This window comes from Vibrio sp. V12_P9A6T4 (genome assembly GCF_963874835.1).
Taxonomy (GTDB): Bacteria; Pseudomonadota; Gammaproteobacteria; order Enterobacterales; family Vibrionaceae; genus Vibrio; species Vibrio anguillarum.
The window spans coordinates 47,896-64,930 of sequence record NZ_CAWNJO010000030.1 but is presented as its reverse complement, the minus strand read 5'-3'; the positions used below and the strand labels follow the sequence as shown (position 1 = coordinate 64,930).

The 17,035-nt window shown below is 45.7% G+C and carries 16 protein-coding genes and 2 tRNA genes; 9 read left to right on the top strand and 9 right to left on the bottom strand.

What is annotated here, in order from left to right; genetic code table 11:
- Positions 1-141 precede the first annotated feature (141 nt).
- Positions 142-813: a DUF2726 domain-containing protein gene (locus AACQ42_RS01705; protein WP_013856668.1), complete on the top strand. Its 672-nt coding sequence runs from the start codon at positions 142-144 to the stop codon at positions 811-813.
- On the opposite strand, the gene AACQ42_RS01700 is transcribed toward AACQ42_RS01705, so the two are convergent.
- Complete coding sequence (locus AACQ42_RS01700; RefSeq protein WP_017042981.1) at positions 801-1,862, bottom strand: GGDEF domain-containing protein; 1,062 nt, start codon at positions 1,860-1,862, stop codon at positions 801-803. The genes AACQ42_RS01705 and AACQ42_RS01700 overlap by 13 nt on opposite strands.
- A 272-nt stretch (positions 1,863-2,134) precedes the next feature.
- On the opposite strand from AACQ42_RS01700, the gene AACQ42_RS01695 reads away from it, so the two are divergent.
- The 4 genes from AACQ42_RS01695 to AACQ42_RS01680 all read left to right on the top strand — a co-directional run bounded on the left by AACQ42_RS01695 (position 2,135) and on the right by AACQ42_RS01680 (position 4,036).
- Positions 2,135-2,211 (top strand) — tRNA-Val (locus tag AACQ42_RS01695).
- Between the two features lie 37 nt (positions 2,212-2,248).
- A tRNA-Val gene (locus AACQ42_RS01690) sits at positions 2,249-2,325 on the top strand.
- 283 nt (positions 2,326-2,608) lie between these two features.
- On the top strand, positions 2,609-3,661 hold the full coding sequence (locus tag AACQ42_RS01685; RefSeq protein WP_094165036.1) for a lactonase family protein: 1,053 nt from the start codon (positions 2,609-2,611) through the stop codon (positions 3,659-3,661).
- A gap of 12 nt (positions 3,662-3,673) precedes the next feature.
- Complete coding sequence (locus AACQ42_RS01680; RefSeq protein WP_094165034.1) at positions 3,674-4,036, top strand: RidA family protein; 363 nt, start codon at positions 3,674-3,676, stop codon at positions 4,034-4,036.
- Between the two features lie 114 nt (positions 4,037-4,150).
- Here the strand turns inward: AACQ42_RS01680 and cydX are convergent, their stop codons facing one another.
- From cydX to AACQ42_RS01640, 8 genes are all read right to left on the bottom strand, one after another.
- Positions 4,151-4,252 carry a cytochrome bd-I oxidase subunit CydX gene (gene cydX / locus AACQ42_RS01675; protein ID WP_013856710.1) on the bottom strand — a complete coding sequence of 34 codons (102 nt, stop codon included), beginning with the start codon at positions 4,250-4,252 and terminating at the stop codon, positions 4,151-4,153.
- Between the two features lie 12 nt (positions 4,253-4,264).
- Entirely contained in the window at positions 4,265-5,401 is a 1,137-nt protein-coding gene (cydB, locus tag AACQ42_RS01670) for a cytochrome d ubiquinol oxidase subunit II (RefSeq protein ID WP_094165032.1), read from the bottom strand.
- A gap of 11 nt (positions 5,402-5,412) precedes the next feature.
- Positions 5,413-6,993, bottom strand: coding sequence for a cytochrome ubiquinol oxidase subunit I (locus AACQ42_RS01665; RefSeq protein ID WP_094165030.1), 1,581 nt, complete (start codon positions 6,991-6,993; stop codon positions 5,413-5,415).
- Between the two features lie 120 nt (positions 6,994-7,113).
- The gene (locus AACQ42_RS01660; protein WP_017044810.1) at positions 7,114-7,713 is read right to left on the bottom strand and encodes an HvfX family Cu-binding RiPP maturation protein; all 600 of its coding nucleotides are present in this window, start codon (positions 7,711-7,713) and stop codon (positions 7,114-7,116) included.
- Positions 7,710-8,456 carry an HvfC family peptide modification chaperone gene (locus AACQ42_RS01655; RefSeq protein ID WP_094165028.1) on the bottom strand — a complete coding sequence of 249 codons (747 nt, stop codon included), beginning with the start codon at positions 8,454-8,456 and terminating at the stop codon, positions 7,710-7,712. The genes AACQ42_RS01660 and AACQ42_RS01655 overlap by 4 nt, the downstream gene beginning before the upstream one ends.
- Complete coding sequence (locus AACQ42_RS01650) at positions 8,449-9,312, bottom strand: DUF692 domain-containing protein (RefSeq protein WP_094125506.1); 864 nt, start codon at positions 9,310-9,312, stop codon at positions 8,449-8,451. Before AACQ42_RS01650 ends, AACQ42_RS01655 begins: the two co-directional genes overlap by 8 nt.
- Entirely contained in the window at positions 9,300-9,614 is a 315-nt protein-coding gene (locus AACQ42_RS01645; RefSeq protein WP_094165025.1) for a hypothetical protein, read from the bottom strand. Before AACQ42_RS01645 ends, AACQ42_RS01650 begins: the two co-directional genes overlap by 13 nt.
- The gene (locus tag AACQ42_RS01640; RefSeq protein WP_094147388.1) at positions 9,604-10,560 is read right to left on the bottom strand and encodes an MBL fold metallo-hydrolase; all 957 of its coding nucleotides are present in this window, start codon (positions 10,558-10,560) and stop codon (positions 9,604-9,606) included. The genes AACQ42_RS01645 and AACQ42_RS01640 overlap by 11 nt, the downstream gene beginning before the upstream one ends.
- Before the next feature lie 396 nt (positions 10,561-10,956).
- Between AACQ42_RS01640 and AACQ42_RS01635 the strand changes: the two genes are divergently transcribed.
- The 4 genes from AACQ42_RS01635 to AACQ42_RS01620 all read left to right on the top strand — a co-directional run bounded on the left by AACQ42_RS01635 (position 10,957) and on the right by AACQ42_RS01620 (position 17,018).
- Positions 10,957-11,376, top strand: coding sequence for a hypothetical protein (locus tag AACQ42_RS01635; RefSeq protein ID WP_019280950.1), 420 nt, complete (start codon positions 10,957-10,959; stop codon positions 11,374-11,376).
- A gap of 153 nt (positions 11,377-11,529) precedes the next feature.
- Positions 11,530-14,334, top strand: coding sequence for a TolB (locus tag AACQ42_RS01630; RefSeq protein ID WP_094165023.1), 2,805 nt, complete (start codon positions 11,530-11,532; stop codon positions 14,332-14,334).
- 354 nt (positions 14,335-14,688) lie between these two features.
- A complete protein-coding gene (locus AACQ42_RS01625; RefSeq protein ID WP_094165021.1) occupies positions 14,689-16,029 on the top strand; it encodes a cytochrome ubiquinol oxidase subunit I in 1,341 nt (446 codons plus the stop codon).
- Entirely contained in the window at positions 16,026-17,018 is a 993-nt protein-coding gene (locus AACQ42_RS01620; RefSeq protein ID WP_094165019.1) for a cytochrome d ubiquinol oxidase subunit II, read from the top strand. Before AACQ42_RS01625 ends, AACQ42_RS01620 begins: the two co-directional genes overlap by 4 nt.
- Positions 17,019-17,035: the final 17 nt, after the last annotated feature.

Sequence of the window (17,035 nt, the reverse complement as noted above, 5' to 3'; positions counted from 1 at the left end):
GATTCAGCTTACAAGAGAGCCTGCTGCCATGTGGATTAGGTCACCCTCTTCAACAAATCCATAGTAATAAACTGGCCTTTGGGCGGTACTTCGTTTATTAATTAGCGAGTTAGCTAATTACTTCAACATGGTTTTTATCGTATGACCAACATTTTTATCATTGTTGCACTGCTGGTGCTGTTTTTTGTCTTTATCCAAAAGTACGTGATCAAACACGACGATACCAAAGATTACGCTTATAAGAAGAAAGGGGCGTTACTCAATATGTCGGAAGGCGCCTTTCATAACGCACTGAAATCTGCAGTAGGGGAACACGGTGTGGTGTTGGCTAAAGTTTCAATGGCCAACGTGGTTACCCCAGCGGCGAACTTGAATAAAAAGCAGTGGTTCATCGCCAATAACCGAATCGCCAAAAACTATTTTGATTTTGTGGTGTGTGATGCAAGAACCTTAGAGCCGCGAGTCATCATCGAGTTGGATAACGGAAAAGAACTGCATAAAGGCAAGGTAGAGCGTGAAAAATTGCTGATGCATGTGTGTAAGTCTGCCAACATTCCATTGATTGGTGCGAACATCAAACACAGCTATCAAGTGAGTAAACTAAGAAGGTTACTGGCTGCACATATCGATTTGATTGAAACCGATAAAGAAGTGCGTTTTTGTAAAAAATGTGGCAGCCCAATGGTGATAAAAATTGCCAGCCAAGGCGAATTCAAAGGCCGACGATTCTTTACGTGTAGCCGTCAACCACAGTGTACCTATACTGAAAATTATAATGTGGTGTATGAAGTCGGAGAGGATCAAGAACTCTGAGAAGCCCAAAGTGTCGCATCATTTTTGCTGTCATTGACTTGGCAAATACGAACTTGGTTACGTCCATTTTTCTTCGCTTTATAAAGCTCAACATCGGCTAATTTCAGTAGTACATCCAACTTGTCACCTTCACGGTATTCACAAATACCGACACTTAAGGTCAGTTGGATTCGCTTCGAGCCATAAGCGTACAAATGTTGATTAATCGCTTCGCGTAATTTTTCTCCCACATGTTCGGCTTGCGCGATACTGTTATTAAACAAAGTCACACAAAACTCCTCCCCGCCGATACGGTAGAGGTTATCGTCGCCCACAATTTGAGACATTACCTGCGCCGTATCGATCAGCACCTTATCACCGGCATCATGCCCATGGGTGTCATTGACTTGCTTAAAATAATCAAGGTCAATCACCAGAAGACATAAAGTGGTATCTACCTTATTTTGCACAAAGTGAGCGAAGGCATGAGTGAGTGCTAAACGATTGTGAGAGCCCGTCAACGCATCACGAGAAGCAAGATAGCGTAGTGAGTTTTCGGTTTTTTTACGGCTAGATTCAAAAATATGAGCCACTGTCCAAATTCCGCAGTAGCAAAGAAGCAGATTGATCATCAACGGGATTGGATCATAAGCTTCATTCCATAAGGCTTGATAATAAATGTTGAACAGTTGCGGAATGAGTGCGATGCCCGTAGCGAGGCGGCCATGCTTAACCCCTAGCAATAGGTAAAAAAGTACTGGGAAAAACGTGGTCCATAAAAATAGACCATTACTTAAAGGCTGGATAAAAGTCCCTGCGCTGATAATAAAGATTAGAAAATAAACGTAGACACGAATATGAGTAGCTGAATGTGTTTGTTGCTTTGCAATCAAGTAAACGTAATAGGAGTAACACATGAAGACAAATTCTAATGCTGCTAGCCCGTAGCTGTAAGTGTAAAAAACGTTAAATAGGACGAAGAAAAATGCAATAGCGGTCAGCAGTAAGCTTAACCCACAAAGTACAGAGGCTCTCAAATGATGAGAATGATTGAATAATCGCACATCCATGTTACGTCACCGTATTGCATATCGAAGATATTGATAAAGCTTATAGTACGAGATAATTGGTCCGAATCAATGGATAATCTCACATAACTTATACAATGAAATAAATTGGACAGCTTACATCTATTGTTAATCCGGTTATTGTGCTTAAACCCAGAGTTGTGAATAAAAAACAGACAAGCTGGTGATAGATAAGCCAACTGGCTCAAAAACAAAGAAAATAGACTTGCACACAGCAAAAACAGCCGTTAATATCCACTCCGTTCTGAAGATATGCGTCCGTAGCTCAGTTGGTTAGAGCACCACCTTGACATGGTGGGGGTCGGTGATTCGAGTTCACTCGGACGCACCATTTCAGTTGCATGTATCATGCTCAAGAACAAAAATTTGGGTCTTTAGCTCAGTTGGTTAGAGCGTCTGGTCGACATCCAGAAGGTCGTTGGTTCGAATCCAATAAGACCCACCAAATTAAAACAAAGCCCGCCACGTGCGGGCTTTGTTGTATCTAAAAACCCACGCAACGTTATCGCGGAAAATTATTTAACAGCGAAGATGGATTTTATCCTCTAGGAAAAATAAACATTATTCCGAGCATGTTGTTCATTGATTATGTTCCGCAATCGCCCGATTGGATTTAAGTTTGGACTGTATGGCGGTTTTCATCACTGCCACACAGGCAGCTTAATTAAATTATCCCAGATTAAGGTGAAATTTGGGTATAGTGTTTTATTTTTGATGATAGGTGGAAAATGAGCACACACAATGCCGCGCGTTTTTACATTGGTACTTATACGGATGCACCAAGCAATAGTAACGGCGTTGAGCTGATTGAGCTTAACACCATCACGGGTGAACTTAGTGTTTTGCAAGAGGTGATGGCGACGCGTAACCCTTCCTACCTTCTTGAAACCACCAAGGGCTTTTACACTTTTAATGAGGTAGAAGCGAGCGACAACCCACAATTAATACACATTAACAAGGGCTCTGTTTCTCAAGTGCCACTGTCGGGTAGCTATGCATGTCATCTTGCTATTGATGCCAAGCAGCGCTATTGCGCCGTGGCGCATTATGGGTCGGGTAATGTGAACATTGTTCGTTTGGACGACACTGGCAAACCGGAGTTATGTATCGCTGATCTATGGATTAATGGTCAGGGGCCAAATGCAGAGCGCCAAACCTCACCTCACGCTCATCAGGTGGTTTTCCTTAAACAGTCGTCGCAACTGGTTGTGGTCGATTTAGGGAGTGATGCAATTCATTTTTTCGCCATCAACAGTGATAATCAGGCATTTTCATTGGCGCAAACTGTAGAGATGCCTGCGGGGAGTGGGCCGCGCCATGTGGTGTTTAATCACGCAGAAACCCGAGCTTTTGTGGTCTGTGAATTGTCGGAGACTTTGGTCACCTTAGTATTTTCCGGGACACAATGGCAAATAGAGGCTGAGTGCGATCTCTTGCCGAATGAGGCGAAAAGTGGAGCGGCTGCGGCGATTAAGTTGTCGCCCGATGAACGTTTTCTCTATGCTTCCTGCCGAGAGCAAAATAAAATCGTTCTTTTTGAACTATGCCAGCCACAACCGCAATGGATTGCCGCATTTGACGTCGGTGGCCAATTCCCGCGTGACTTCACTTTGTCTGCGGATGGAGATTGGTTGTTGGTTGCTAGCCAACATTCACACACAATCGCCAGTTATCGCCGAGATGAAACCACAGGCAGGTTGATTGCCAGCGGCTTTAGCTGCAAAGTCGGCGCGCCAGTCTGTGTGATCGAACAGCACTGTTGCGAGTTATCTTTACCATAAAGAGAGAAATTAATGACTATTCATCGTATTAATCCAAGTAAACGTTGGTCTGACATTACCGTATTCAACGGCATTGCCCACTTTGTGGAAGTGGCTGATAGCGATACAAAAGCCGATATGAAAGGGCAGGTTGAGCAGATCTTAGCCCAAGCTGAGCAGCAGTTGATGGCGATCGACAGCGACAGAAGTCGCGTGTTATCGGTGACGATTTATGTCAAAGATTTTGCTCATTTCGCCGCTTTGAATGAAGTGTGGGATAGCTGGTTTCCAGAAGGATGCGCACCAAGCCGAGCCTGCGTTCAAGCGCAATTGGCTAACCCTGACTATTTGGTTGAAATGGCTTTTGTTGCTGCCGCGGGCCCAAAATTTCAGTAAATACGTTTCTTACGATGTGATGAAAAATGGCGCTACAATTTGCGCCATTTTTTTATCTCAAAGCTTGATGATCTTAAACCTTGTTAACAGGTTATCTGCTTGTATATGAGTGAGTTACGATTCATCGAAATGCTCAGCTTGCTCAAGCCATAATCCATTGATTATGCCAAATGCGCAGGCGAGTAATACGCCAAGAACCCAACAGAAATACCACATCAGTTATCTCCTTTAGTACAGCGATGTGCTGTGGTTGCGAATATAATCATCATTCAATCGACCGAACATTTTGTAGTAACCCCACGCGGTGTAACTGAGAATAACTGGCACCACTAAGATGGCGACAATCGTGATGATATTGAGTGTTTTTTGGCTGGATGTGGCATCCCAAATCGTCAAACTGTGTGATGGCATTAAGCTTGATGGCATGATCATCGGAAATAGCGCCACGCCTGCCGTTAAAATAATGCATGCAATAGCAAGGCTAGAGAATAAGAAGGCCCAGCCAGATGCTCTTTTCAGGCTTGCCCATATGCACGCCAATAAGCTCGCGATGCCCACGCAAGGGATCAACCACAGCATGGCGTGTGCTTGATAGTTATGCAGTAAATGACGAGCGACGCTAACCACTTCTTTATGCAAGGGGTTTGAAGCGGCATCCGTGACAATCGGGCTCACGATAATATAACCCGCCATGTTGGCGGCAAAGAATCCGCCGATGAGAAATAAAGCCACGGCAATGCTGGCACTGACCACCGACGCGTTATGGGCTCGCTCACGTAACGCATCACAAGTTTTGAGCTGTAAAAACGTTGCGCCTTGAGTGACGACGATGGCAAGGCTGAGCAGGCCACACAGTAGCGGAAATGGCGTGAATAGATCCCAAAAATGGCCTTGGTAATCAAGCATCAATAAGTTATTGAGCTGAAAAGGGACTCCTACCAATAAATTGCCAAAACCAATGCCAAAGATGAGGGGCGGCACAACGCCACTGATGAACAGTGCGTTATCGCACGCCTTGCGCCATGAGGGATTATCGATTTTCGAGCGATAATCCATACCTATTGGGCGCAGCCATAACGCGGCAAGTAGCAACATCATCGCTAAATAGAAACTAGAAAATGCGGTGGCGTACACCAGTGGCCAGATGGCGAAAATCGCACCGCCAGCGGTAATCAGCCATACTTGGTTGCCATCCCAATGAGGCGCGATACTGTTGATCATCACTCTTCGTTCAACATCACTGCGTCCCAACATAGGCAGTAGCGCTGCAACGCCCATATCAAAGCCATCGGTGATGATAAAACCAATCAATAGCACACCGACAATCGCCCAAGTCAGCAGACGTAAGGTTTCGTAATCAAACATTGTGTTCTCCCTTAATGGTGTACGTGAGATAGAGATCCGTGTCCATCTTGCGTTTCAAAATGGTAACGTCCGGTATGTAGGGCGCTTGGACCGCGTCGAGCAAACTTCACCATCAGGTACATTTCCACCACCAAAAATGCGCTATAGAGTAAGTAAACTAGGCCCAGTGAAATCCATAAATCGCTAGGTGATAGGTTAGATACGGCCATATTAACCGGAAGCACTTCACCGATAGCCCAAGGTTGGCGGCCAAATTCCGCTACAAACCATCCCGCTTCACTGGCAATCCAGGGAAGTGGAATGGCGAATAATGCCGCTTTAAGTAACCAAGGCTGAGTGCCGATTTTTCGCCGAAAAAGTTGGATGAAACAGAGCCCAATCACAGCGAACATCGCCATACCGCAGGCCACCATGATGCGGAAGCTCCAAAACAGAGGTGCAACTTGCGGAATGGTATCTTGCGCGGCTTGTTTGATTTGGCTTTCAGTCGCATCAGTTACTTTATCGGTATATTTCTTGAGCAGAAAACCGTATCCCAAATCCTCTTTTAGCGTTTCAAACTGAGCGACGTTTTGCGGTGAATCGTCACCATTGCGTAAGGCTTCCAATAACCCGTAAGCGAGCATGCCATTGCGAATGCGCTCTTCACTGCGCGCCATCAAATCTTTTAAGCCGATGACGGGCTCATCCAATGAACGCGTGGCGATAATACCCATCAAATAAGGGACTTTAATCGCCGCGTCTGTGTGCATGGTTTCTTGGTTAGGTAGCCCAAACAGAGTAAAAGAGGCAGGGGCTTGTTCGGTATCCCACTCGGCTTCAATGGCGGCCAGTTTCATCTGTTGCACTTCACCTAAGGTGTAACCTGACTCATCACCTAGCAATAAAGTGGCGGTAATGGATGCCATGCCAAAAGCGCAAGCCACAGCAAATGAGCGACGCGCAAAGGGAAGGTCGCGCTTTTTCAATAGGTAGTAAGCGCTGATACCCATGATAAACAGTGCGCCTGTGGTGTAACCCGCCGCAACGGTATGCACAAACTTCACTTGGGTTACTGGGTTAAAAATGACCTCAGCAAAGTTGATCATTTCCATACGCATGGTTTGATAGTTAAACTCGGCACCGACGGGGTTTTGCATCCAGCCGTTGGCCATCAAAATCCACAATCCAGAAAAGTTAGAGCCTAAAGCGGTCAACCAAGTCACGCTTAAGTGCTGACGCTTAGAAAGGCGATCCCAGCCGAAGAAAAATAGCCCAACTAAGGTAGATTCAAGGAAAAAGGCAATCAAAGCTTCGATCGCCAGCGGGGCACCAAAAATGTCACCCACATAATGAGAGTAGTACGCCCAGTTGGTGCCAAATTGAAACTCCATAGTGAGACCGGTGGCAACGCCAACGGCGAAGTTGATGCCAAACAGCTTGCCCCAAAAACGAGTCATGTCCTTGTAAACGGTTTTTCCGGTCATCACATACAGCGATTCCATGATCGCCAGTAAAAACGATAAGCCAATGGTCAGCGGAACAAAAATAAAATGGTAAAGCGCCGTACTGGCGAACTGGAACCGTGACAGTTCCACCACATCTGTAAGCATAAAGTCTCCCTCCTGCCACCCAAATGGCAGGTAAGATAGTCAGAGATGAATGTGTGATTGATAACACCTGCCACTTGAAGCTGCGGGCGGCAACTTCAAGTTAGTTGGCATCATTAGGTGTTAAGCGGTTTGAGGCGTGCGAGTGAATGGTTTTTTTAGCCAGTAGTCGAGGCTGACGTAGCGGCCACCACCGTAAATGAAAAGAACCATCAGCATCACAAAGTAAGTAGCCGCAAATTCCATCCCGTTATTTAGCATCACAGGGTCGCCAAGTTCTGTGATGTAGTTGTAGCGGCCCGGAAAATTGACCGCCAACCATTCAATAAAACCGTTTAAGCGCACCGTCGCTTCCATACTGCTGGTGGCAATCGCGTCCCAGCCATGTTTCCAGTGCACCATTGCGCTCGCCACACTCATCATGAGAATCATAGGGATAGCCATAATGCGAGTAAAAAGACCAAGTGCGATGCATATACAGCCGAGAACTTCTGTCGCGGCGGCTAAAAATGCCAGCAGTTCTGGAAAAGGTAGATTTAAACCACCATCGGCGGTTGAGGCGCCAAACCAAGCAACGGTTCCAGCGAAACCAACCACTTTGGAATGAGCGCCGACAAAAATCACCGGCACGAGAAAAAGTCGAATCGCAAGTAGTACTATAAAATCGAATTTTTTAAATTTTTCGATCACGCCATCGTACCAATTGAGGGCTGAGTGAATCATAGAGTTTCTCCTAATAAATACAGGCTGATGAGTCCTTGTTGCTGAAACGTTTGAACCCACGCCAAAAAATGGAAGTTGGATAGGTGTTGAGCTATCTGTTGTTCTAGTTGCGTTAGTGACTGCGTTGGGGCGTTTTGAATCATCTGAATTAGGGCGATATCCACTTCTCTGAGTTTTTGTGATACCACCTGATGCGATGCATGACGAAATACCCCATAACAGACCGTTTTCTGTTCTTGAATCAAAAAAGTGACCGATTCTGGATGGACAAGAAAAGGCACTTCGACCAGTTTTAACGTTGGGTTAAGCTGTATGCAAAACGCCTCCGGTTGAGCTTCAAGATCATCCCACCACACGTTGAGATCCGGCACATGGGCGCTATCCATTTCAGCGTTGAAAACGATCCATTCATATTCAAGCAGTGCGATTTGCTCAGCACTGAGGTTAACACTGGCGTTATGGTTATTTTGCTGTTGGATAAACTGAACAAATTCAGTCGCAATCTGATGGAACTCAGGCTCCATAGCGCCATGTATTACCAGCCATTCGTCTGTCAAAATGTAGAGTGTTTCCTCGTTAAGTTGAGCGTAAAACAGAGGAAAAGTGCGCTTAATGACAGAGTAGATATTCGCTCGAATGAACTCTCGATAACGGCAGGGCGGTTCGCCTTGCGCGACAGGAGAGCGGATCACGCAGGTCAGTGCGTGCATTGACATACTCATGTTCATTGGTGGTTTAAGCATGGCTACGCTCCACATCGATAACTAATGATGGCGCTGGTTGCATAATATCGTGATGGATAGTGCGCAACTCTTCAGTCAAAACCACCAGAGGGGGCACATGATGATCACGTTCAAGCAGCAAAGGACGGCTACCTTGTTGAGCGTAAGCATAACGAGCCAAGTCAATCACCTCTTGTTGTACTGGTTTGCCATGGGTATCGAGCAAGAAATCTTCGCGCTCTTTTAAGTGACCTGCGATGTGGTAATAGCAGATCGCTTCGCTCGGTAAAGTGGCCAGCATGTCAAACGGGCAGTAATTGTGGTTACGGCTATTCACATACACATTATTGATATCAATCAGCAGCTGGCAGCCGCTGCGCTCAACTATCTCAGCAATAAATTCGCCTTCGGGGATCTCCTTGCCGTAACTGTGGTAGTAGGAGATGTTTTCCAGCACCAAAGGGCGTTGCACAATATCTTGAACGCAGTGAATGCGATCGACCAAGTAAGCAATGCTCTCTTTATAGCGCGGGATAGGCAGCAGTTCATACAAGTACCCTTGGGCATCACGCGAAAAGCTCAAATGCTCACTGTAAATGTCGATGTTAAATTCATCTAAAAATGCCGCTACCTTTTTCACAAACGCTTTGTTCAGTGGCTGACAATCGCCAATCGACAAACTCAGCCCATGTGCAACCAGAGGATAGTGCTTTGCTATCTGCTGTAACTGCTCGCGTTTAAGTCCGCCCATGTTCATCCAGTTCTCCGGAGCAAGCTCAAGGAAATCGATGTCGGGATGGTCAGGCAACTGGCATAGCAAATCGATGTGTTCGCTACGCAAGCCGATGCCTTTTGAAGTGCGATCTATTGCCCGCATACACCACCAGTGATTTTGCTGTTGGTTAGAGTAATGGTTTCAGCGGAAGGTGTGATTCCCTCTGCGGTTAAGCCGCATTTACCATCTCTGGCGCGTACTAAACGTCCTTGCGGATCGCTTTTTAAATCCTGCTTTTCAAAACGTTTTTCAGTACCACATTTGCCAGCCGCGCATTTGCCACCATTTTGAGAGGTGGGTTGCGCACTCACTGGTACTTCCGTTGACGTTTCTGCAACGCTCATTGCAGGATGAAGAGCAATGGCCGAAGTCATCGCAATAGACAAAACAATTTTACAATTCATGGGTTATCTCCTTCACGGAACTCATTGGGTAGCTTGAGAGATCACGGGCGGCAATAACTTCGCCGTGATAAAACTGCTTGATGATCTTGGTGGACTCTGATTTATGTTTAAGGCCGACTCCCATCCAGTGGTTGAGCACGAGCAGTTTAGGATTGATTTTGGCTGCAATTTCGCCAATCACTGAAGGTTTAGCGTGCATAAATGCGGAAACTTCATCGGCTGACTCATGAACAGCCATCGGCATGACTAAGATGTCAGCGCCTTGAGCAAAATCGAGAAATGCTGGGTTACTGCCGTTTTGATCGGCAGAAATAACAATAACGCCCTGATCACTTTCAATACGATAAGCCAAACATGGCACGTCCCCATGAGGAATACCGAGTGCGTAAATGGTTAAACCGTCTTGTTGATACACTTTAGTTGGTGTCGTGGTTTTGTAAGAAACATCAGTGATGGTGACTGGGAACAAACCATCGCTGCCATCATACAAACCGTTCAAATAAGCATAAGCGCCATCTTTGCTATTAAAGAGTGCGTCCATATAGCCTGATAGGCTAGGGAAGGCTGATCCCGCTTGCGGGCCTGCAATATCTAGTGGGTCTTCTCGCTTAAAGAAGTAGCCGCCTTTGAGCAGCGCGGGCAAGTCTGCAACGTGATCGGTGTGAAAATGGGTAATGCCTAGAAAATCCAAATCTTCCAGTTTAGAGCCTGATTGGCCAAAGCGCAGATACGCGCCGCCGCCAGCATCAATCATGATTTTAGATTTGCCTTTCCACCAAATCACTTCCGCTGAAGAAGAGCGCAGATCATCTGAAATTGGCCCTCCTGATCCTAAAACTTGTAAAGTGAACTCTTTGTCGAGCGGTTCTAACGAGTTTGCGTAAGCACCGATGGCACCGCACGACAAACTGATTGCGAGCACCAGCGCCTTGAGTGGTTGTTTCATGCTGACTACCTTTTGATTGTCTTTTTTATGATATGTGGATACCTAGGGCGAAAAGAGACTTGCGATAAAAGTGCAAGCTTTTTGATTCTCGTCAAGGTGTAGGTGAAAGATATGATTTAAGAGGATGTTTGGTCAATCTTGATTTTCTTACCTATTGGTTAAGGTAAATTGAACAATGTGGTGTGATGCAATGATAAGCCTGTTAGATTCTAGGTTTGCACCGCATAGCTAGAACCAATTAATACACATAAAAAAATAACAAATGTTCTATTTAGAACGGCATCACTCTAGTGTTCAGTGATATTTAACCCACGTTTACTTTTAAGTGATGTTATTTTTGGGTGGTTTTGAATAGGGTAAAGCTATTATTTTTTACAAATACCTATGATGTCAGTAATGTTTATTATGAAGATGAAGCCAAGCTATTACGTGATTCCTATGCTTATTGCATTTAATGTCCATGCGGCTGACAGTCAGTGTGATGTGATTTCCAGCCAGTTACACGATGTGAGCAATGGCTCTGAAGCGGTTGAACATTCTGGCGGGTACAGCGTTCGTGACAATCCGCCTATTCGCTGCGCCGAGGTCGTGTTTAAGACCAAACAGAGTTACGACAAAGTGGTTGCTTGGATGAATGATGATTTCACGGCGATTTATGTCGATGGTTCAGAAGCAACGTCCAATATGGTTCGATTTCGAGAGGATGATGTAAAAGCTGGCTACGTGAAAATGAAGGTAAATCAACCAATTACCGCTTATGTCTGTTTTGGTCAATCGAGCGTTCCGATCAGTCAAATAGAGTGTGATATAAAATAGATTGCTTAGCAATGTTAAGTGCCATCTCCTTAAATGGGGGAGCAAATGATAGTCAGGCCTTATCCTGACAAAGCCATACATTTCGATACCCAATCCTTTTCTCATTCAACGTACAATCGCCGCACTTAATTATTGAAAAGGGTTGTTGTAACGATGTCAGCAAAATTTGTACTCTCACCCATTATGGGTTTGATGGTTTGTTTGGGTATGCATACACCAACAGTATTGGCTGAGTCAGTCGCTTGGGATCAAGCTGGTCAGCAATGGCAGACTCAACAATCGCAACATTTTATCGTGCACTTTCGCAGTGAATTGGCCCAGTACGCGGCACGTTCGTTAGATATTGCCGAGAAAGTGCATCAAGACCTTGCCAGTCAATTCTCAAAGATGCCAGCTGAAAAAACGCACCTAACGTTGGTGGATGACTACGACTATTCCAACGGTTGGGCAACGCCGCTGCCTTATGCTCAAATTCGCTTGATCTTAAATCCCCCCAGCGATGTCAATGGATTGGAAGGCAATGATGAATGGTTGCACATGCTCATCCGCCATGAGTACACTCACATTGTTCATATGGAATTAAATGAGCGTGCGGTTACCGGAGCTCGACGTATTTTTGGCCGTCACACACTGCTTTTCCCGCATGCAATGACACCCTCGATGCTGTTAGAAGGGTTAGCGGTTTACATGGAAAGCCAAAATGAACAAGGTTATGGACGTTTGCACAATAGCCATTTTGCGATGCAAATGCGCATGGAAGTGGCGAGCGGACAACTAGCTGATCTCAACCAAATCGTGGTAGCGAACAAACGTTTACCGCTTGGCAGTAATTACCTCTACGGCGCGTATTTTATTGATTATTTAGCCAAAACGTATGGCGAAGACGCACTCCAACATTTTTTAAGCGATTATAGTGGCTACCTAATTCCGGGCGTTTTCTTAAACCGAAGCGCTCAACGTGCTTTTGGTAAAGACTTTTTTGCGCTTTGGCAAGAGTTCCGTGCCGATCTAATCACGCAGTTTTCAGATCAAATTGTGCAAAGTAAGGAACAGCCTTCGGAGGCTCAATCTCTCGATAGCCAGCCGTTTGAATATCTATTAGCCAATGGTGGATCAGAGCAATTACTGGCTTGGCGTCGTGATGGGGTTGATCGAGCAAATTTAGCGATGTGGGATAGTAAGCAAAATCAATGGCAGCGTTTATTGACTACAAAAAGCTTAACTAGCCTCGATGTTCATCCCCAACAAGGTATCGTCGCGTCACAAGTGAATAGTTATCTTGATGGACGAGTGTTGAATGATCTTTATCGCTACGTTGATGGGCAGTGGCAGCGTTTAACCGAGCAACAGCGCTTTACCCAAGTACGCTGGAGCCGAGATGGGCAAAGTGTTTTCGCTACCCGTCATGAACAAGGGTTGCCTGAATTATGGCAGGTGACGCTGGATGGGCAGCAAACCCGCCTATGGCAAGGCACATATGGTTGGGTCATTGGTGATATGGCGCTGTCTCCGACAGGCGACATTTATGCTTCCGTGAAGCAGCCGTCTAGCGCTTGGAATATCATGCGTTTTGTCGCCAAAGAGCAGCGTTGGTTGGCTGTCACTGAAACATCAGCAACCGAGCATCAATTGAGTTTTACCCAAGAGGGTGAGTTGCTGTTCAGCGCCGATTACACGGGGCGTTATCAGATCTACCGAATGGACTTGGCCAGTTTGCAGTTGGAGCAGTTAACCAATGAAATTGGTGGTGCTTTTTCTCCACAATGGAATCAATCGCAAGGGCTTATCTACCAAGCTTATGAGCATGATGGTTACCATTTGCGCCACATTCCGACGGTGACGGCTTTCAATGAGGCTCCGCTGTCTTCCTTTGCCAAGGTGACATCCGTTGCTTCGACGCCGATATCTCAGGCCGAAAAAAGTAACACTACCGACTACTCACCGTTGTCGACTTTAACGCCACGTTATTGGGTTCCCGTTTGGCAAGGGGATGATAACCAATCGTTACTTGGTTTCTCGACCAGTGGTTCAGATGTGTTAGGGCGACATCAATATGAGATCCAAGCGGCTTGGGATACAAAAAATGCGTTGGCGACGTACCAATTGGGGTATCAATATGACAACCGTTGGCAAGCGACGCTCAGCCGAGAGCATGAGTTTAAGTTAAACCCATTGACCAATAAAGACGATCGCATTGTCCGTCAAGATGACTTGACGTTACAACGTAATTATTTATGGCATGGTCTCGATGATAACTTAACGTTTGGTATCGGCACTTATTGGCAGAAAGAGTCATTGATCAAAGCGCCTCAAGGTACACGCTATACACAAGCCAGTGATGAGTGGCTGGCAGGGGCTGCGCTGCAATGGGATAACCGTGAAGGCTTATTGAATGTTCCCGGTTATGCGTGGGGTCATTACGCTGATTTGGTATGGGAGTCCAATGTTGGCGGTGATTACTCTGGACAAAAATGGCAGGCGCAGTGGCAAGCACATTGGGACCTCCCGGGGAGCTTCAACCTTACCACTCATCTTGCGGCGGGTTATGCGGACTCAAAAGCCAAAGCGTTTGAGCTGGGCAGTTACGAAGGTGACAGCGCGCAGCTCTATGGCCGCCAACAGATAGCGTTGCGTGGCTACAGCTCTGCGGCTCAAGTAGGGCAAGCTTACGCGACACAAAGTGTTGAACTAAGCCGCTTATTGTATCGCGCTGAACGAAACTGGAATTTGTGGCCAATTGGCTTGGGGGATATTTCAGGTTCTGTATTTGTCGACTCAGGATCAAGCTGGAACGATAACCAAAACTACCAAGCCCTGACGGGGGTTGGTGCTGAAGTGCAGATCGATACCATCGTACTTTATGGCGGCACGTTACCAGTACGGATTGGTTACGCTCATGGATTAGACAGTAAATTAGGCAAAGATGAAGTGTATATCAAGCTAACGGCTCAGTTTTAACCGTTTGTTGAGGAGGAAAGGGTCGCATCAAATGCGACCCTTTTTGCGCTGTAAGCCGAAGCAAGGCTTACTGCTTACTCAAACCTAACGCTTCTTGTGGGGCATGGTTATTTTTTGTCATAATTCTTCCGTAATTTGATACATCTTTTTCCTCGGTCTTACAGCTGATGATTGGTACAACTCATTGGCTGCGCTGTTCTGGATTTTCATTCCCCTCAATCGACGAGGAGCCTTAGTGACTTTAAGTAAGAAAATCCTCAGGCAGTGAACTTAATTAGGTCGATCAACGTAATTAACAATTAAGTAAATTGTTGTTATTTGATTGCCTAGTCTTTTTTGATTGAGGAAAGAGTGATGTTAGAGACCCTCATGTTGTCGCGGATCCAGTTTGCCGCCAATATCAGTTTTCATATTTTATTTCCAACCATTACGATTGCGCTTGCATGGGTGATGGTGTTTTTTAAGTGGCGTTTTGTACGAACGCAAGCTCAGTTGTGGTTGGACTTATATTATTTCTGGGTCAAGATATTTGCCCTGACTTTTGCGCTCGGTGTTGTTTCTGGTATCACGATGAGTTTTCAATTTGGGACTAACTGGCCAGGATTTATGGAGAGAGTCGGTAACGTCGCTGGGCCATTGTTAGGCTACGAAGTGATGACGGCTTTCTTTATGGAGGCGACCTTCCTTGGCGTGATGCTTTTTGGGCGTGGAAGAGTACCTGAATGGGTGCATACCTTAGCAACCGTGCTGGTGGCGATAGGCACATCACTCTCTGCTTTTTGGATTTTAGTTTTAAATAGTTGGATGCATACACCTGCTGGTTATGAAGTGATTGAAGGCATTGTTCATGTCACCAGTTGGAAGGAGGTTATTTTTAATCCTTCTATGCCGTATCGGCTTGTACATATGTTGCTGGCTTCTTTACTCACCGCAAGTTTTGTCATTGCAGGGATCTCTGCTTACCAATTTTTGCGTAATGCGCAACTGGAAGCAGCGAAAGTGGGCCTTAGAGTCGGCATTATTCTCGCGGCCATTGCTATACCAATACAAATTTTTGTTGGCGATTTACACGGCTTAAATACGTTAAAACACCAACCCGCTAAAATTGCTGCGATGGAAGGGGTGTGGGACACGGAGCAAGGAGCATCGTTACTCTTATTCGCTTGGCCGGATGAAGCCACACGTAGCAATCACTTTGAACTCGGCATTCCTAAATTAGCCAGCTTAATACTCACGCATGACCTCGACGGTGAAATTGTGGGTTTAAATCAATTTGCACCGGATCATCCCCCGGTTAAGCCACTGTTCTTCGGCTTTCGAATTATGGTCGGAATTGGCGTGCTGATGCTGCTAGTGAGTTGGTTTGGTGCATGGCGTTTAATTCGTAAAAAAACCTTACCCAAGTTCTATCTTTATACCGTTGTCGCGATGACGTTTTCAGGATGGGTAGCCACATTAGCAGGGTGGTATGTTACTGAAATTGGCCGTCAACCATGGCTTGTTAGTGGTGTATTGCGTACTTCTGATGCAGTTACTGCGATTGGAAGTGGTTCTGTTGTGCTGTCATTAGCCATGTATTTAACCATTTATGCCGTATTGCTAGTTGCTTATATCCATACACTGTTTTATTTAGCAAGGCAGTTCTCCACAGGCATAACGATTCAACCGATTGACGAGCAAAAGGCACCATTATGATCTCTTATCTACCGGAAATTTATCTTTTATTGCTTGGTTTTAGCGTTTTCATGTATGCGGTACTTGATGGTTATGATTTGGGTGTCGGTATTTTATTACCCCAAAATAATGAGCAACAGCGCGATAGAATGATCGCCTCCATTGGTCCTTTCTGGGATGCCAATGAAACATGGCTAGTGCTAGGCGTTGGTATTTTATTGATTGCGTTTCCAAGTGCACATAGCTTGATTTTGACAGAGCTGTATTTGCCCACCGCACTGATGCTGATCGCATTGATTATGCGTGGTGTAGCGTTTGATTTTCGTGCAAAAGCGAAAGCGGATCATAAAGACCACTGGGACTTGTGTTTTAAAACCGGTTCTTTACTTGCCGCATTAACCCAAGGTTACATGATTGGACGGTATGTGATGAGCTTTGAGGAATCGATGCAGGCTTATGGCTTTGCACTACTCAGTTCGCTGTGCGTGACGGCTGCTTATGTTTATATCGGTGGTGCTTGGTTGGTGTTAAAGACCGAGGGCGCGTTACAAATTCGGGCGGCGCGCTGGTCACGCCGTGCGGGCTGGTTGGCCGCGCTGGGCATTTTTTCAGTCAGTATTGTTAACCCGTTATTTAATCCACTGGTCGCGGAACGTTGGTTTAGTTTCCCTGAAATGCTGTTATTAGCTCCTGTTCCGCTGGTGGTGTTAGTTACGATTTTTATGGTTGATCGCTATTTAAAAAGAGTGCCTGTAGTGAATGATATGGGAGTTCAATGGCCATTTTTTGGCGTGATGCTAATTTTTGCATTAAGCTTTCTTGGATTAGCCTATAGCTTTTTCCCTGATGTCGTCCCCGGGATAATGACGGCTCAAGAATCAGCCGCCTCTACGGCTAGCTTATTGGTAGTGGGCATTAGTGTCGTGATTGTGATGCCGATGATCTTGCTGTACACCTTTGTGGTTTACCGAATCTTTAAAGGTAAAGCGACAGATTTAAGCTATAAATAGCAAGAGAATGGATACTA

Excerpts from the sequence above, each read along its gene's own strand:
- AACQ42_RS01705 (WP_013856668.1), top strand. The coding sequence starts at position 142 with ATGACCAACATTTTTATCATTGTTGCACTGCTGGTGCTGTTTTTTGTC.
- AACQ42_RS01700 (WP_017042981.1), bottom strand. The coding sequence starts at position 1,862 with ATGGATGTGCGATTATTCAATCATTCTCATCATTTGAGAGCCTCTGTA.
- AACQ42_RS01685 (WP_094165036.1), top strand. The coding sequence starts at position 2,609 with ATGAGCACACACAATGCCGCGCGTTTTTACATTGGTACTTATACGGAT.
- AACQ42_RS01680 (WP_094165034.1), top strand. The coding sequence starts at position 3,674 with ATGACTATTCATCGTATTAATCCAAGTAAACGTTGGTCTGACATTACC.
- cydX (WP_013856710.1), bottom strand. The coding sequence starts at position 4,252 with ATGTGGTATTTCTGTTGGGTTCTTGGCGTATTACTCGCCTGCGCATTT.
- cydB (WP_094165032.1), bottom strand. The coding sequence starts at position 5,401 with ATGTTTGATTACGAAACCTTACGTCTGCTGACTTGGGCGATTGTCGGT.
- AACQ42_RS01665 (WP_094165030.1), bottom strand. The coding sequence starts at position 6,993 with ATGCTTACAGATGTGGTGGAACTGTCACGGTTCCAGTTCGCCAGTACG.
- AACQ42_RS01660 (WP_017044810.1), bottom strand. The coding sequence starts at position 7,713 with ATGATTCACTCAGCCCTCAATTGGTACGATGGCGTGATCGAAAAATTT.
- AACQ42_RS01655 (WP_094165028.1), bottom strand. The coding sequence starts at position 8,456 with ATGCTTAAACCACCAATGAACATGAGTATGTCAATGCACGCACTGACC.
- AACQ42_RS01650 (WP_094125506.1), bottom strand. The coding sequence starts at position 9,312 with ATGCGGGCAATAGATCGCACTTCAAAAGGCATCGGCTTGCGTAGCGAA.
- AACQ42_RS01645 (WP_094165025.1), bottom strand. The coding sequence starts at position 9,614 with ATGAATTGTAAAATTGTTTTGTCTATTGCGATGACTTCGGCCATTGCT.
- AACQ42_RS01640 (WP_094147388.1), bottom strand. The coding sequence starts at position 10,560 with ATGAAACAACCACTCAAGGCGCTGGTGCTCGCAATCAGTTTGTCGTGC.
- AACQ42_RS01635 (WP_019280950.1), top strand. The coding sequence starts at position 10,957 with ATGTTTATTATGAAGATGAAGCCAAGCTATTACGTGATTCCTATGCTT.
- AACQ42_RS01630 (WP_094165023.1), top strand. The coding sequence starts at position 11,530 with ATGTCAGCAAAATTTGTACTCTCACCCATTATGGGTTTGATGGTTTGT.
- AACQ42_RS01625 (WP_094165021.1), top strand. The coding sequence starts at position 14,689 with ATGTTAGAGACCCTCATGTTGTCGCGGATCCAGTTTGCCGCCAATATC.
- AACQ42_RS01620 (WP_094165019.1), top strand. The coding sequence starts at position 16,026 with ATGATCTCTTATCTACCGGAAATTTATCTTTTATTGCTTGGTTTTAGC.